Origin of the sequence: Haloarcula sp. CBA1127 (assembly GCF_001485575.1) — an archaeon.
Classification (GTDB): domain Archaea; phylum Halobacteriota; class Halobacteria; order Halobacteriales; family Haloarculaceae; genus Haloarcula.
Window position 1 is genome coordinate 26899 of the sequence record NZ_BCNB01000005.1, and the last position, 16496, is coordinate 43394.

The following is a 16496-nucleotide window of genomic DNA, read 5'->3' on the forward strand; positions in this document are numbered from 1 at the left end:
GCGATATTCCTGTTTAGCTTAGAGAGGTGACGAGAGTAGTCTGAGTCGTCAAGTCATTTTCAAGCCACAATATGACCAGTTTACAATACACACCTCTATCGATGTGTTTGCAGTGATGTGGGTGTGAGCGTCACAGTTCGTGCCTCGAAAGATTGAGACGCTGGGCGGGGTGTTATGCTTGGGGAGACAGACACCCCTCTATCGATGTGTTCGATCTGTTCAAGTAAAGGCTAGCAACAACCATAGAGACTGATTTAGGACAATAGGCGAGGAAAACAGAGCCGAGAGACCGTGCCACTGCTAGTTAACGGAATAGATGACTGCAAGATCGCGATAAGAATTGTCGTAACCTAGGGGACAGAAAGACAAATATTGTAGGACAAATCGAACACATCGATAGAGGTGTGTGTATGTGTCTTTTCTAGAAAGCTAGAAGAAGACAAGGCAACTGACGGCGTTCGTTAAGACCGGGTTCCCACTATAACTCGCTCTATCCCGTGAATCATGCAATATCGGGCTTCTCACAGTACCTTTGTGTGATGAATTGCGCGGTCAAGCCCTCCTCCTTCGAGACATCGAACACATCGATAGAGGGGTGTGTATGTTCCATCCTTACTGCTAGAACACTTCGTTAGGCGTTACTGCTCTCTCGAACCCCTATAGCTGAAAATCCGCCTTCGACCCGAACAATAGTCTGAGACGATAAATCACACTTCGATAGGGGTGGGGAATATTTTTATGACTTGCCCGTATGCTCCACAATATGGGTACTGACGACTCCGACCCTTCTCGAGTTAATTCGAGAACACCGGAGGACGAGACCACGACGCAAGCGGGCCCTTCTTCAAATACGGCGGAATCGGAACCGGACTCCAATGAAAAAAACTCCCCGGCCAGCGGCGGACAATCGCCATCAACCAATCTCAGTTCTGATGAGTCCACGCAGTCGATCGAGGATATGCTACTTGAATTCGATGAACAGGACGGACTGATCCGTGATCGGTCGCTTCTCGATCCAAACTACGTTGTTGAAGAGGATCGGATTGTCGGCCGTGACGAACAACTTCAGGAAGTCACCAAGATGCTTCGTGTCGCACTCGGAGATAATCGTCCACCAAATCTCTTCCTGTATGGGCCGTCTGGTACCGGAAAATCACTCATTACAAAGGCTGTCTGTAACAACATCAGCCGTATCTGTGAAAATCGCGACATCAGCTTTGGAACAATTGAGGTCAACTGCCAGGATCTAGACACCCTCGGGGTTGCGGTCTATGAACTGGCAAAACAGGCAGCTGACCAAGCTGGCGTGGATGTCGAAGTCCCGAAACACGGCGTTGCGACCAAAGAGAAGTGGGACGAACTTTACCGAATCGTGAACGAACATTTCGATTCTGTTGTCTTTGTGCTGGACGAACTCGATATGCTCGTTGGCCGTCGAGATAAGCAGGAGCCGGCATTTTCACGGCTTTTGTATCAACTCTCGCGGTCCGGTGCTAACGATGATCTCACGGCGTATATCTCGGTAGTCGCAATCTCGAACGACACTAGAATGATGGAGTCTGTAGGAAGCCGGGCACTGAGTTCGTTTACTCCGGAAGATGTGCATTTCAACGACTACGACGCAAACCAACTCCAAGCGATCCTTCGCCGGCGGCAGGACGCCTTCCACGATGATGTTGTTGATGACGACGTGATCCCACTTGCAGCAGCCTTTGCAGCGCAAACACACGGTGACGCCCGGAAAGCGATCGATCTCATTCGCGTTGCTGGTGAACTTGCCGAACGCGAGGGGGATGATCGCGTTCAAGAGGCACACGTCCGAGAAGCACAGCAAAAGGTCGAAAAGAATCGTGTCCTTGAGGTTGTTCGGGGTATCAGCACCCAGAAGAAGCTGTGTCTCTATGCGACAGCGACGGTCGCTGCTGAAACTGATGATGGATCTGCCCGAAGTACAACTGGATATCGTGTCTATCAATTCCTCACCGAGTCGCTTGATGCCGATCAGTATCACCAGGAAACGTATGTTAATAAAATGAAGGAGCTGACGACGTATTCACTCGTTGACTTCGAGAGGCGGAGTCACGGTCCAACATCTGGAATGTTCTTAGAATTCCAGTTCGGTGAGCGACCCGAGACAATTCTTGAGACGCTTCGTGAAGACTCACGTATCGATATGGTATCTACCGACGCTGTCGAGTCTGTTGTGAAAGCACAGATCCGTAATCAGACTTAGTAAAACCCTTCTATTGACTGTTATCAAAGCTGAAGGAACACTCCTCTATCGATGTGTATCGGCTAACCGTTACTACGACACGTACCTCTTGAACACACTCTGGTTAAATCCAGTTAGTAGTATGACTAGTTCTCCCTCCGTCAGACGCACGTCACACCCCTTTATCGATGTGTAATCGTCTCAGAGAATCCCAGAAACACCTGAAATCACGACGATCGAACTTTGGAGTGATTTTTAATTTCGATTCGCATAGGCCTCTTGAATTTGTATATTTGGTTTTATTGAAGCAGAAATAATAATTAAAAGGTGGCTGGACACCCCTCTGTCGATGTGTTCGCCTGTCCTCAGAATCGTCACACCCCTCTATCGATGTGTTTGGCCGGTCCTTCAAGTCTGAAAACTTTCGATCCGGGGCAGCGATTCAGAGTGCCTACGAATTGCGGTCGACCCATTCACAGAACGCTGCAAAATCGTTCGCGCCGGCATCGTCGGCGATGCTTCGAAGCGTCCCCGTTTTGACCTCGTCGTGCAGCGGGATGGTAACGCGTCGTTGGTCGCTTTCGTTGGTCGGGTGCTGGTAGTAGAGTTGGGCGTGGTCACCAGTCGTCCGGCGCCACTCGAAGCCGCCGACATTAACCAAGACCTTCACGACATCCCTCCCAGAAAACGTACTCCGTGCCATTTACTGCATGAACTCGGGTAGCTCGCCATCACCAGTCGTGTTATTTTCGGGGTCGATCCCCAGCTCTCGTAGTTCCTCGTCGGTAGGTTCGTGGCCGCGCTCGGCCTTGTAGGCCGCAACCGCATCGTCGAGCATTTCTAGGGCCTTCTGGCGAGTCTCACCCTGTGTGGTGACGCCGGTTTCGACATCTGTGATGACCCACATATCCCCTTCGCGCCACATCCGAATCTCGTCATCATGGGGATCTCCATTGCGTGTCGAACTGGCCATATCTCTATTTGCTGCATGAGTGGGATAAACGTTCGGTCAGCGCAGAAACAACAGGGAGTGAGTGAGCGGGAATCGGCTCCAGTGGAATTGGAGAGTGGTAAAGACCAGCGCTGAGTACGAGCGCCGAGCTGAAGAACTGAGTCAGCAAGCCGAGGAAGAACTGCCTGAGTCGGTGACGGTCGTTGTAGAAGCAGAGGCGGACGAAGAAGGTGTGCAGTCGGTGGTTGAAACTCTCAGGAGCGTCAGACATGTTGACCGTCCTGACCGGGGGATGTCTCCGTCACGGCTGTCAACGTTCCAGGGTTATGCTTTCGTCTATCGATAAGTTCTAGTCTTACCTGATGTATCTTACCTATCAGAAAACAGACAATATTTTCGATTTTGTTACCAACTATTTAGCCTATTTTCTAGACTTTCCAACTGTATAAGATTTCTTATGATTAACCTCAAATACGGCTTACGAGACAATCTGACTGGGCATTAAAAATCAAGCCACAGCGTACGATTAGGTAACCCAGTATAATACAACGTATTATACAAGAGTAATGTATATTTGAGACACAAGTTATTTGTTCATTCCACTGTCAGTAGGTGGTGGCGGATTCAGGACAGGATTCACCAACTGTATAAGAAAACCAACACAATCGCGATAGCGGATCACCGGTGGGGAATCGGTGGCCAAGCAAGACGCTCGAAACAGAGACATCCATGTCAACCCAAACTAACGCACCGAACGAATCGACCTCACAACCAACACTCTACACTCACGCAAAGCGCCGATTCGCTGAAGCGTGGCTCACGCCCGGCGTGCGACCGGCAACGCAGTTGCTGTTGATCCTCACGCTATTTGCTGGCTCTGCGATGGGCCAGACCGATGTCGGGAACATTTACTGCAACACAGCTGTCGAAGACGGCGTCAACGTCGTCTTTGGGGCTCTGGCTGGCCTTGGCCTGCCGGCGACGATGGTCTTCGTCGGTCGGAGCGGCCTGTCGTATATGCGGGCCTCTGGCAACCCGAACCAGCAAAACGAGGCCCGGCGGGACCTCATCCTCTCGCTCGTCGGTCTGGGCGTTGTTGTGCTGGCAATCGTGGCTCCAGAACTCATCACGAAGTTCGGGGACAACGTCGGCTTCGGCTTCTCGGACTGCGTGACGCCATTCTAAGCACACACAATGCCCTCACTCCGCTCAGTGCTGGTGACCGCGGCCCTTTGCTCGCTGCTTTCGACAGCCGCAGCTGCGGGGCCTACGTCTGGGACTACCGGCCCGGCCCAGATCCAGACTGAGCGGGGGACGGGACACTTCCTCATCGGTTCGAGCCACGGTGGCGTGGGGGTACTACAACAAAACGCCACCGCACCGAATGGCTCCAGCGGAGAGGGAACGGAAGCGAACGACACTGAAACAAACGAGTTCAGTGGCCGTGACCCAGCGGCCAACGGAACGGCAGCCAACGAAACCGCGGGCAATGAGTCCGTTGACCGAGAGCCGGCAACGAACCAGACAGGCGTGAATAGGTCCGTCAAAATGGGAGCAAGGCAGAACCTCAGCGCGAAAGTCTCGTGCTACGAGAATGCCTCAAACCCACCAGCAAACGCCTCTGTTGGGGACAACGCGACGGCGGGTGTTCTCCCACCTAACCGGTCGTACAACCACAATCACACGTTCTTCCGTGCCCTGTGGTCTGGCGACCCCGATCATCCAGACCTCACACGGGCCGACCGGGCCGAGAACGGCACGCTGGCTGTTCTGCCTTCATGTACGGGAGATATGCTCTCTCGCGAACCGTCGAACACGACGCTGTGGAACCGGCCTGAACACGACTCGTTCCGGACTGGTATCGAGACCTCCTCGCAACCAGTGAACGTCACGGATACTCGCTCTGGGCTCTGGATTCGTGACGCCTACGTCACGTTCTTTAGCGTCGAACCATCGACGGTTGTCCATCGAGGGTCAGGTACGACGCGTCTGGTCCGTCCAAATGGGACCGTTCGTTCCATCCATGACTACCGGGTGTACATTTCGGAGTTCTTCGAGGACGACTTCCGAGTGGTGAACACGTCGACGAACACGACGCTGTATGCCAACGGCACTGCAATGGACAACAGCACTGCCGCCCAGCCCACGCTCAACTATACCGAGATCAACGGGACGACTGAACTCCAGTTGGTGACGACGATCTCGACGAATCTCTCGGAGATTGACGATGATGAGATTGATGAGTACGAACTGACGGTCACGGACTCACAGACGGTCCAAGTAGAGAATCTCTCCGAGCGGGAGATGGTCGTCGAGCCCGGCGTCGTTCCGAACGGCAGAGGGGCCACGACTGACGACTATCGAATCGGGACTGTAATCCCCGGCAGCTGGCAGAGCGTCCAGTTCGATGCCGGATACGAGGTCCGGAGCAAGTGGCGGTTCTATACCCGCTCACCGCCCGGCTGGGAAAACTGGTCGGAGAACACGACGACGCCAGTAAGACCGCTTGAAACCCATGCTGTCCGGGCTACGGAAGGTCCAGAAGTCACGGTCAACCGCGTTCAGAACGAGAGTTCCGACGGCTGGCGGTTCGTGCCATCACTGGAAGCAGTGTATCCGACGAATGCGACTGTGAACACGACGGGGAACACGACCGCTAACGGGACCAACAGGACCACGCTCCCACCAGAGATTCGGGTCAACCGGTCGGCGTCGTTCACAACCACGGATCGGTTCACGATTCGGAGTGCGGAGCAACTCCGGACAGAGAACTTCGAGATCAACGGACTCGTCCGCGGAAACAGTATCGAACAGCCAGCGGACTCGACGAACCCGACGCCAATCCGGGAGGTTAACATCACCTCTGAGGTCGTCAATTCGACCGACAACTCGACGGACCTGCTGGTCAGGGTCGAACCGAAGGCTGGCTTCCCGATTGCGGCAGGGAACGTCACTGTCGCAACGGGACAGTCACGGGTCGAACAATCACTCTCTGGCGATGATGAGGTCACCGTCACTGTCGACCAGGGCGAAGTCTCCTCGGCGATAGTCACGTATCGTCCGACCCAAATCTGGTGGGAGCAAGGGCGTGTTGTCCCGGTTCGGGACACGCAAGAACGCGTTGCGTATGAGGTGGCTCTTCCGGACCTTTCGGAGTTCATCGACCTCGCTGTAGTGACGCTCCTGACGTTGTTGCCGGCTGTGCTGGCGCTGTATGGCTACGACGTCTGGACGAGAGGCAAATTTGTTGGTTGGTATAATCCATGACAAAGCAAGATATACCACGAAATAGCAGTATCGACCGTAGAACAGTACTGGGACTCCTCAGCGGGAGTCTTGCCACGCTTGCAGGATGCAGTGGCGGGCTGTTTGATGACAGTGGCGGAGACGGCGGAAGTGCCAGCCCGCCAGAAGAGCAGTCCGACTACATCGAAGAAACATCGATTGAGATTGTCGAGAACGGCCGCCAATTGGCTCTGGAGGTGGCTGTGACCGATGAGATCGAGCCGTCATCGGTTAGCATCATCACAGAGTCCGGTCGGGAGTTCTCCAGCGACTACTTCAGCTCCGGTGAAACTCGGACACGCCTCTCACTAACAGAAGGAGAGGACTCGTACGAACCGCTGCCTCGGGGCCAGCACACGCTCTATCTCCGTGGGGATGACGTTGAAACTGAACTCCCACTCGAACTGGGCACCACGTTTGAGTTTGAGGAAATCGTCCCCGGGACTGAGCATGAAGAGATCCGCGACGATAGCCTAGGGATGGTTGTCCGGAATGTGGGCCAGCGAACTGGCGCAGCAACGCGGACAATCCTCAACGGAGAAAACAAAGACAGCAAGGCATTTGAACCAATAAAGCCGGGTGAAACCGGGATTGTCGAATTTACTTTTCTCCTCGCTGATGGCCCGCACTGCGTAAAAGTTGAAGAAACAACTCTAAGAGAGGAGGAATTGACTGTTGGATTCCTCTGGAGTGACCCGGTTACTGTCATCCAACCTATACAGTATACCGACAGGTTTGACAGCACCGGTAACGGGTGCAAACGAACCCTAGCTGGTGAGCCAGAAGAGGTCACCACAACCCCGACAAAGACGGAGATGGAGACGTAGCAATGCAGTCGGAAATTGGTGAAGAAATCGTTAAGGAAATCGTCGAGAGGGCAATTAGAGAACTCTCATCGGCAATTACAGCTGGTATCAGCGGCTTCTTTGCTCAACTTAAAACGCAGATAATCAACTATCTTGATGGGTTTTTCCAAGCCATTATTGATCCGATGGTGCGGACGCCTGCTCCTGAAGGACCGAATTCAGCAGCCCCTGTCGACATTGCATTTGAGTCTGCGAGTAATGCCCCATGGGACTCGCTAATATCGGGTATCTATTTTGAGGGGGTAGTCGGCCTGGCGCTCGGACTGCAGTTCATCGTCTTGGCGATGATTGGGCTTAGATATGGGTCGATGAACCCGGTTATCCGGAAGAAACTCCTACGTCGCCTCGGAGTCGCATTTCTTTCGCTGTTCTTCTGGCTCCCAGTGGCCTCACTGGGGACTCAGTTCTTCGACGCTATCGGAAATGTAATCTACCGTTCCGGTCAGTCGAAAGAAGAGATCGCTACACTAATCAGCTCAGCCGAGCAAATTGCGGAGCTCAGTCTGGGGATATTCGTCGTTCTGATGATCGTCGGATTGTACGTCTACCTGAAGGCGGCGTTCATCTTCATCACCCGGTGGCTGCTGGTCTTCCTGATGACCCTCTCGATGCCGCTGGTCGCGACGTTCTGGGCAGTCGAAGTCTGGCCACTGAACCGCTTCTCGGGGCTGGCAAAACAGGTCGCCGGCGCGTATCCCGGAGTCCTTGCTGCGGGCATCCCACCTGCAATCCTGATACGAATGAGCTTCGAGGCAACGAACTGGGGACTCCCCTCTAAGTTATCGCTGTTCATCAGCCTCGTGACGCTGTACTTGGCGGCAAAATCACAGAAGATCCTCATCCAGCGTAGTAGCCGCGTTGCGATTCAAGTCAGCGAACAGGCACTCGCCGGTGGCAAAAAGCCACTCAAGGTGGGTGCGGCGGCCACTGGTGCAGCGGCGACAGCCGGCGCTGGAGCGGTCGGTGGCCCCGGCGCAGCAATGGCGACGGGTGGCACGATTCGAGCTGCCTCAAGCGCTGCAAAAGGGCGTGTCGGCAGTGCTGCCACGGGTGCCCAGATGGTCCACCGCCAGATGGCTGCTAACCCCGCTGGCATGAAGAGGGGTTCCAATAACACCGGCCCTACCGGTTCCGGCGGCGGCAGTAGTCCTACCGGCTCCGGAGGTGGCGGCAACAGTGGTTCCGGCGGCGGTGGCTCAGGCGGTTCAGGCGGTTCCGCTCCGCCCTCTGGCGGCGGCAGTGGCAGTAGCGGGTCCGGTGGCTCTGGTGGCTCACCGCCCTCTGGCGGGTCCAGTAGCTCATCTGCCGGAAGTGCCCTCAACAGCAGGTTCACTAATGGGAGTTCGTCCGGGGACTCTGAGAGCGACGACACCCCGATTAGTGAACGCCAGACGAAGATTGAGCAGCAAACCAAGATGGAGCGCCAGACGCAGATCAACTCCGGCGATACCAGAGTGTTCGAGTCCGACTCAGCCCCGCCGTTCTCCGACGACGACTTCGACGAGAACGATACTGAGACCACGGACTCCGATGAATCCGAGTCGTATGACACGCTCAAAGACGTGTTTGCGACTGATGACGATGTATTAGGGCCGGATGTGTATCGCGACGGCCTGCCCCACCGGGAGGATGACGACTAATGGCTGATAACGAAGAATACAATACGAACATCATCCACGAATCCCTCGGAGATTCGACCAACTTTTGGGGAGACTACACGCTGGGGGAACTCATCCTGTTCCTCATCCCGCCGTTTGGCTTCCTCGTCGCGATGGGGATGCCGTTCGTACCAGCGGCGCTGTTCTTCCCAGCGTTGGCTCTCACAGCGGTCGTCGAGGTCTTCCTCTATATCCTGCACAAAGTCCGTCCGGACCACTATCGGTTGACCGAGTGGCTGCGAGTCAAACTGTTTTGGCTCGTGAAAAAGCGGCAGTACACTCACGGCCAGGGGAATCAGGACACTCGGCAGGTCACGCGACTAGAGCGGGTCATGCCCCACGGCATTGAGCGCGTCGACGGAGCGTACGTCGGCGCGGTCGAGGTCGAGCCCGCCAATATGTCGTTGCAGGACGACGAGAAATGGAATAAAGCCGTCAAGTCGCTCACACGCCTGTCTGAATCCCTGACTGGCCGGGCGAAACTCCACGTCACGACGGCCGAGGTCGATAACGAGTCCCATATCCAGGCACACGTCGACCGACTCGACGACCCCGACGCGGAGAGCCATTCGATCTTCCGGGGAGTCCTCATGGAGTTCGTCAACCGCTACACCGACGACAGCGGCAACGTTGAGACTGAGACTGAACTCCAGCGCAAGTACTACATCGTCGTTTGGGTCACTGACGACGATATTCACGACCTCCAGATGAACAGCGACTCCATCGCGGATTACTTGACTGGGATACCGGTCATTGGGCGGCTGTTCACTCGATTCGACAGTGACACGCTCACTGATGCCGAGCGAGAGGAGTTTAAGGCCAAGAAACTCCACGACCGGCTCGAAACCGTCGACAGAGCAGTCAACAATATGTTCCGGTGTCGCAGCCGGTCGGTCAGCCCCCACGAACTGGCCCACTTGACCGAGGACTACTGGGCCTGCGAAACCCGGTCGGAACGCGAGTACGAAGAGGCGTCCTCCGTCTCCCCGGTGACATACTCCGCGCGGGAACTCATCAAGCACGGCGAGGGTGCTGCAGCCCACGACGCTGCGGAGGGCATGGACACTGACGACGTTGGCGGGACCGACTACGAGGTCGACGAGACTGACTTCGTCTCCCAGTTGCATAGACCGGGAGAGAACCACCGGTCACTGGTCGCGCCAACAGATATCGAATGGGAAGCCGACCACGCCCTCATCGATCAGGAGACGTACACGCGGTGCTTCTGGATCGAGACGTATCCCGAACATCCGACAAGTGGGATGCTGGAACAACTGCTGCTGGATACGGAGCTTGCCGTCGACGTCTCAATCTACGTTGATCCCTACGACTCGGATGCAGCAGTCTCGGTGATGAAAGAGTGGATCTCGTCGCTGAAGATGCTGCAAAACGACAAGGGAGAACTTGAGGCTGAAGATATCGAGCAGGAGGTCAATCAGGCGAAGTACATCCGGCAGATGGTCCGGCGCAACCACACGTCGCTGTTCCGTGTCGGCGCGTTCATCCGGTTGACTGCCGAGACCGAAGAGGAACTGCGGAAGCAAACGAACCGGCTCGAAACGCTGCTGCGGGACTCGCCGTCGAACTGTGGGGTCAAGCGAACGACCCGCCGGCAGGAAGCAGGACTGGTGACAGTCTCGCCGATCGGAGCCAACGAACTCGGGCAGAACCGGCTCTCCTCGATGACTGGGGAAGCGCTCGGGTCGCTGTTCCCGTTTTCGTCGAACTACCTGCGGATGGACGACGGAATCGAGTACGGACTACACGGGCACAACGACTCCTCGCTGTTGATCGACCCGTGGGCACTGGAAACCGGCCACTCTGAGCTGGTGACTGGGATGCCTGGCGGCGGAAAGACTCACGGCACGCAGGCTCGGGCGATGCGGATGCTGAAAAAGCGGTCGGACGTCAAGCAGATCTACGTCGACCCGGTCGGGGATATGCACGGCAGTGCGAAGATGCTGGATGCAAAGACGATCACAATCAGCGGCGAGACGCCGCTGAATCCGTGCGAGATGCATCCGACGCCGCCTCATGTTCTTGAACAGTCCCCGGATATGCAGCCCGTCTCAGCAAAAAAAGACGAAGTGTACGGGGTCATCGAGAACTTCCTGCAATCGCGGGATGTCGACTTGGAGATGCACAGCGGACTCATCACGTTCCTGATCGACACGATCTTCGCTGAGTCCGATATCGACCCAGCGGACCCGTCGACGCATACGCCGGCGAACTCGCCGGACTTGAGCGATTTCTTGGAAGTTGTCGACCGCCTGCAAGCAGACCCGGGAATGTTCCCCGGAGCAACGACGGAGTCCTCTCAGGAGAAAATCCAGCAGTACGCAAACGAACTCTCGATTGCGCTGCATCCGTTCCGGCCGGGAAGTACGTTCGGCAATCTCTCGAAAGAGTCGGACCTGCGGCTGATCGACGACAGTAGCAAGGCTGTCTATCTGGATCTCCAGCAGGTCGAAGGCTCGGGCAGTGGCCTCGGCAAGCAGTCGTTCATTATGCAGTTGCTGTTGTCGACGCTGTACCAGCAGGCGAAAAATATGCAGCAGAAGGTCGAGATCATCATCGACGAAGCTCACTACCTGTTCAACGACGACGCGAACTTGGAGTCGCTGAACCAGATTGCTCGGCACCAGCGCCACGCCGGACTGCGGCTGGTGATGCTGTCCCAGACGCTCTCAGAGTTCGAGGACAAGGGCGCTGCTGAGGAAATTGCGGGGATGTGTCCGATCAAGGTGCATCACCGCGAGCCAGAGCTAGGTGATGAGACCGCGAAAAGCGCTGGCCTGACGAGCGAACAGCAGTCCTACATCCAGCACGCTGAAGCCGGGAAAGAGTCACTGGGTGACGGACAGGGCTATTCGCAAGCACTGGTCCGCGTTGATGAACACGGCGATTACCCGCTGACGATCAAGACGTCGTGGGAAGAGAAGCAGATTATCGACCTCGACGCTGATGCGGAAGATGCGCTGGACGTTGTTGCTCACGAGGTTGATCCCCACGTTGCTGACTTCGAAGAGTTCGTCCATTCCAAAGCAGTCGAGCAAGAGCTAACGAATCACGGATTATCGCCTGAGAAGGCTGAACACGTCCTCAATGATCTTAGCGAAGATGAGTTGGTGGACGTGGTGTCTGTAGCACTTGACCAGGCAGAGCCGGATGCAGTTATCGCCGATGGTGGTATCGAGGCAGAGACTGATTTCGAGTTCGGAACTACGGAGTGATTCATATGAGTGAAAAAGTTACAATTCGGATGAGTGCAGAGCAGCGAAAACAGATCGTAAAGCAGGCTAACAAAGCGGGTGAAGGGGTTTCAGAGTACATTCTGAAAGCTGCGGAACGGCGTATTTCGAGCGAACTACAGGAACAGCGTGCGGGGGAATTAAACCTTGGATCGGAACTGGAGTACATCGCTGATGCCGTCGTAGAAGACGTTGATGAAGCAACAAACGTTGACACGGATCAGGAACTGTTCTACTCGGTCGCTCTGTGGGATTTAATTTCCTCTGAGTTCCCGGCAGACAAGCGCGCTACTGCGATGGAAGAAGCGACAGATAAACTAGAGGATGAGGTTGAAACCATCCGAAACAAGGAGGGTCAGGAATGACTGAGAGAGACACTCTACTCCAGATTTATACGAGTGAAGAGAACAAAGAATTGTTTGACCAGTTGGCTGACGCCGCGGGGACATCCACCTCCGAATACGGACACGAGGTTATCGAGGAATACGTTGAGTGGGAGACTGGAGAGAGTCAGTATCAGCGGTACAGCACTAACACAAAAATCGAAGTCTTGCTGGAGGAGGCAAAGCGCGAGGTGACAGAGCTGTTAGAAGAATTTGAGTCTGGAACAATGGAGGAGGTAAAAACCGTCCAAAAAGTCCGGACGGCATACACTATCGCGATCTGGAAACTGATTCAAGATGACTACTCAGCTGAACAGCGACGGCTTGCGCTGAAATTTGCCGGCGAGCATGTTGGGAGAGATCCAGACACAGAATCGCAAACACCAGACGAGGAAAGCAACCCTGATTCAGATGCCTCGATTGCCGCCGAACCGGCAGGTGAGAGTGCATGATGCTGAAAACAGATTATCAGGAGGGTGGTGCAGGGAACCTCGTCGATTACATTCAGCGTGTTCGCGAACAGGACGCCGGCGCGGCAGTTGACCTCCGAAACCCAGCTGGGCGAGAACTGTCTGACTCAGAGGTGAATCGGTTTGTCAACAAGAGCCGCGAGTTCGGATTCCAGCGGCATTTAATCGTCTCGCCAGATCCCACAGGACAATATTCGCCAGAAGAAGTCCGTGATAACACTCGGGAACTGGTGAATAGCGGGCTGGCTCAACAACCGACAACCGACTGCGTGTATGGTGTTCACCGAGACACAGAGTTTCCCCATGCACATATCGCGGCGACTGGCGAGCGTGCGGAATTAGAAATGGGTCGGGAAGATATCCGACAGATGCGCGAACAAGCAGCGACTGCGTTTGAAGAACCCGCTCGAACACGCGACCCAACGGCTGCCGCCCGTGATTCTCCCGAGGACATTGGCCGGGTCGTGGATGAAGAAGCACGGGAGCAGTACCACGAGGCAGAACTAGCGTTGAACCCCGAAGCGGAAAAAGCGCTCAAACGGGCGACTGAGAAGAGTCAGCAGAAAGACGCCGGACAGCCCACGGCTGAGAAAGCGACCGATGAGCGCCAAACTGAGCCACTCTCAGAGCGTGCTGGGGAGAGGACCGAAGAGCAACCGGAACCTGAACGCGAACCCGAAGTTGATCTTGAACGCGAGCAGGAACCCGAGCGCGAAGTTGGGTGGTGGCAGTGAGTTCGAGTTCCTCTGCACCACCAGGACAACGCTCCGGGGAGGTTCCGAATAGCCTCAAGTACGACAACGTCGTCGGGTTCGTCTGGGCCGGATTTATGCTGTTGTTCCCGCCGATGATCGTCGATAGTGACAAGGTCCTTCCGAAGCGGTTCTGGGCGTGGCGCTACATCTACCTCGGGTTCGGACTGATTAGTGTGGCGTTCTTCTACGACGTGCTGGTCCAGACACCCAGCGTCGCATTGCTATTCCCATTCGCACACGTTCTGGCTGCCATCTCGGTCGGGACACTGTTCGCTGACTTCACCGTGCCCGGCCTGTCGCTGCCGATGCTCTCGTACTCGAATACGGTGATTCTGTATGCTATCTCAATCGGTATCGTGTTCTCCGGGGAGCTGCTCCGCCGGACATCGCCGGAAATGCTCGCGATGAACCAGTGGGACCACGACGACGGGGAGTCCGTCGTCCCGCTGGAAGAGGTCTCTCACGAACACAACGAGGCCGAAATGCCGTTCACCCTCGATCAGGATGTCTCTACAGCCGTCGTGGGCGAGACTGGTTCGGGGAAGACGTCGATGATGAAGCTGCTGGCCTACCAGTTCCCATACTACAGTAACACGGCAGTCATCGCCCACGATACTGGTGAGGACTTCCAAGCATTCTACGAGGAGCTGGGCTTTGAGGTCCAGCGCATCCGCCACGAAGATAGCGATGTGGTCTGGAATCTGTTCAAGGACGCTGATTCAGAGTCGGACTTCCGTGAGGTCGCCGGCGCGATCTTCGGCGAAGCCGACGGCCACGACCCGTTCCACCGGCCCGCCAAACAGACCTTCGCGGAGATGCTGATGTATCTGCATCTCAGCGCGAAAAAGAACAACCGCCGCCATGCGCTCTGTCACGCCGATATCGTCTCCTTGCTCAACGAGGGCCACATCGCGCTGAAGGAAGCCCTCGACGAGTTTGACCGGTTGGACTCGGGTCATATCGACCCTGACAAGGGGAAAGGCGCACAGAACGTTTACCAGACGATCAAGGAGAACGTCGATCCCGTCTTCACCGGCGACTTCGGAGACTACGGGGAGTTCTCGCTGCAAGAGTACATCGAGAACCCCGAAGGACGGGTCCTCATCATTGACTCGAACCCGACGGAACTGGAAACGCTTGGGCCGATGTATCAACTGCTCGTGGACTGGTCGATCCGCTACGCGATGAACGCCTCGAATCCCACGGTCCACATCCTCGACGAGATTGACGCGCTGCCGGCGCTCACGCAGGTAACGAACCTCACGGCGCGAGGCCGGAAACACAAGGCTCGGGCACTGGTCGGCGTACAGACAATCGGCCAGCTCAAGGACACGTACAGTACGATCTCTGGGATTGTCGGCAACTGCCCACAGGGAGTCTACTTTGGTCCGGGTGACAGTGAGTCGACGGACTTCATCCTCGACGAACTCGGCGAGAGTCGGCAGTATGATCGCTCGGAGATGGTCTCGATGAGTCACCAGGGGCGTGGCGAGAACCCACGAACGCAGGCTCGGGACACGTATAAAGAGAAGGACAAAACGCCGGTCACGTCCGGCCTGCTCCGAGACTTCCAGCCCGGTGAGTGCGTTGCCGTCTCTCGGACGACGTGGGTCCACGGGCAGTCCTACGAACTGGCTGACGTTCGCGACAGCCTCCCGGCGCAGGGCGCGGAGTCGCCGGGCAGTTCGGAACCAGAGCCAACGGAAGATGACACCGACATAGAGAACGACAGTTGGTTCTCGTTCACTCGGGCTCGACTTGACGATGTACTCCGTGGGTCAGTTGGTGAGACCGACGGCGATGAATCCAGAAATAGTGGCCCGGATCGTAACCCGGAAGTCGAGCCGACCGTCGACGCGACAGACGGGTTGGGCGACGACGATTCCAGTGACCCACTCGACCAGACAACAGCAAACACTGCCGTCACACCTCCGGACACAGACCGCCCAGACCTATCAGGTGAAGAAGATGAGTACGACGGTGGCGATCACGACCAGCAGTCCGACGACAACACCGGGGGACTCTTCTCTGATCCGGACCCAGATCCCAGCTTAGGTGGGGCGGAATCTGCCGAGCAGGAAGGCGGTGAATCACCCACTGAATCAGATGCAGAGGAAGACTCAAACGAGACTGAAGAGCGGGACGAAACTGAGTCAAAAGAGGAGGAGCGCGACGTATCTGAGTTCATGTAATCCGCTGTTGTGAACTCGTTTCTGTATATAGAGTATCTAATACTTTTGTGCTGTTCTGCGACTGTAATTCTCTCTACTACGTTGGTAAGAGTGGATTGCAAGTACGCCCACCCTCTATTTTGTCAGATACCAATACTTACCTTTATTGCTACTATTATATCTCTGAAATCGCAGGACGGCGGCGGTTTTACTCCGGTTTGAATCACCAGCAGTGAATCACCACATCCGACTGAAACAAATCTAAATCGCAAGACGGCGGCCGAATTATTCACCGAAAACCGCCGATGTAAGACACTCTTTATCTTGTCCTTTGGCGATTCAGTCGTGAGCCGGGCGCTAGAAACAACGATACATAAGAAATAGAACATAGGTGCCGGTGACCAACAGCAAACCTCGGATAGAGTAGAGCCCGCCCACTCAGCCCCCGGCTACAACTATTGGAGAACAGATATGTCTCGACTCACTCCCCAGA

General features: G+C 55.6%; 12 protein-coding genes. 10 read left to right on the plus strand and 2 right to left on the minus strand.

What is annotated here, in order from left to right:
• The first annotated feature begins 763 nt into the window (after window positions 1-763).
• Window positions 764-2233 carry an orc1/cdc6 family replication initiation protein gene (locus AV059_RS04195; RefSeq protein ID WP_175055189.1) on the plus strand — a complete coding sequence of 490 codons (1470 nt, stop codon included), beginning with the start codon at window positions 764-766 and terminating at the stop codon, window positions 2231-2233.
• Window positions 2234-2663: 430 nt separating this feature from the next.
• On the opposite strand, the gene AV059_RS04200 is transcribed toward AV059_RS04195, so the two are convergent.
• Both AV059_RS04200 and AV059_RS04205 read right to left on the minus strand, forming a co-directional pair.
• Window positions 2664-2915 (minus strand): type II toxin-antitoxin system HicA family toxin, encoded by a 252-nt coding sequence (locus tag AV059_RS04200; protein ID WP_050038687.1) that lies wholly within the window; start codon window positions 2913-2915, stop codon window positions 2664-2666.
• Window positions 2916-3185: a hypothetical protein gene (locus AV059_RS04205; RefSeq protein ID WP_050038688.1), complete on the minus strand. Its 270-nt coding sequence runs from the start codon at window positions 3183-3185 to the stop codon at window positions 2916-2918.
• Window positions 3186-3893: 708 nt separating this feature from the next.
• Here AV059_RS04205 and AV059_RS04210 point away from each other — a divergent pair.
• The 9 genes from AV059_RS04210 to AV059_RS04250 are packed head-to-tail and all read left to right on the plus strand — an operon-like array spanning window position 3894 to window position 16024.
• Entirely contained in the window at window positions 3894-4349 is a 456-nt protein-coding gene (locus AV059_RS04210) for a pilin (RefSeq protein ID WP_050038689.1), read from the plus strand.
• A 9-nt stretch (window positions 4350-4358) separates the two neighbouring features.
• On the plus strand, window positions 4359-6431 hold the full coding sequence (locus tag AV059_RS04215; RefSeq protein WP_050038690.1) for a hypothetical protein: 2073 nt from the start codon (window positions 4359-4361) through the stop codon (window positions 6429-6431).
• On the plus strand, window positions 6428-7276 hold the full coding sequence (locus AV059_RS04220; RefSeq protein ID WP_050038691.1) for a hypothetical protein: 849 nt from the start codon (window positions 6428-6430) through the stop codon (window positions 7274-7276). Before AV059_RS04215 ends, AV059_RS04220 begins: the two co-directional genes overlap by 4 nt.
• A gap of 2 nt (window positions 7277-7278) precedes the next feature.
• Complete coding sequence (locus tag AV059_RS04225; RefSeq protein ID WP_050038692.1) at window positions 7279-8955, plus strand: hypothetical protein; 1677 nt, start codon at window positions 7279-7281, stop codon at window positions 8953-8955.
• Window positions 8955-12206 (plus strand): VirB4 family type IV secretion system protein, encoded by a 3252-nt coding sequence (locus tag AV059_RS04230; RefSeq protein ID WP_050038693.1) that lies wholly within the window; start codon window positions 8955-8957, stop codon window positions 12204-12206. The genes AV059_RS04225 and AV059_RS04230 overlap by 1 nt, the downstream gene beginning before the upstream one ends.
• Before the next feature lie 5 nt (window positions 12207-12211).
• The gene (locus AV059_RS04235) at window positions 12212-12589 is read left to right on the plus strand and encodes a plasmid mobilization protein (RefSeq protein ID WP_050038694.1); all 378 of its coding nucleotides are present in this window, start codon (window positions 12212-12214) and stop codon (window positions 12587-12589) included.
• Complete coding sequence (locus AV059_RS04240; protein ID WP_050038695.1) at window positions 12586-13059, plus strand: hypothetical protein; 474 nt, start codon at window positions 12586-12588, stop codon at window positions 13057-13059. The genes AV059_RS04235 and AV059_RS04240 overlap by 4 nt, the downstream gene beginning before the upstream one ends.
• A complete protein-coding gene (locus tag AV059_RS04245) occupies window positions 13056-13811 on the plus strand; it encodes a hypothetical protein (RefSeq protein ID WP_050038696.1) in 756 nt (251 codons plus the stop codon). The genes AV059_RS04240 and AV059_RS04245 overlap by 4 nt, the downstream gene beginning before the upstream one ends.
• Window positions 13808-16024, plus strand: coding sequence for a type IV secretion system DNA-binding domain-containing protein (locus tag AV059_RS04250; RefSeq protein WP_050038726.1), 2217 nt, complete (start codon window positions 13808-13810; stop codon window positions 16022-16024). Before AV059_RS04245 ends, AV059_RS04250 begins: the two co-directional genes overlap by 4 nt.
• Window positions 16025-16496 lie beyond the last annotated feature (472 nt).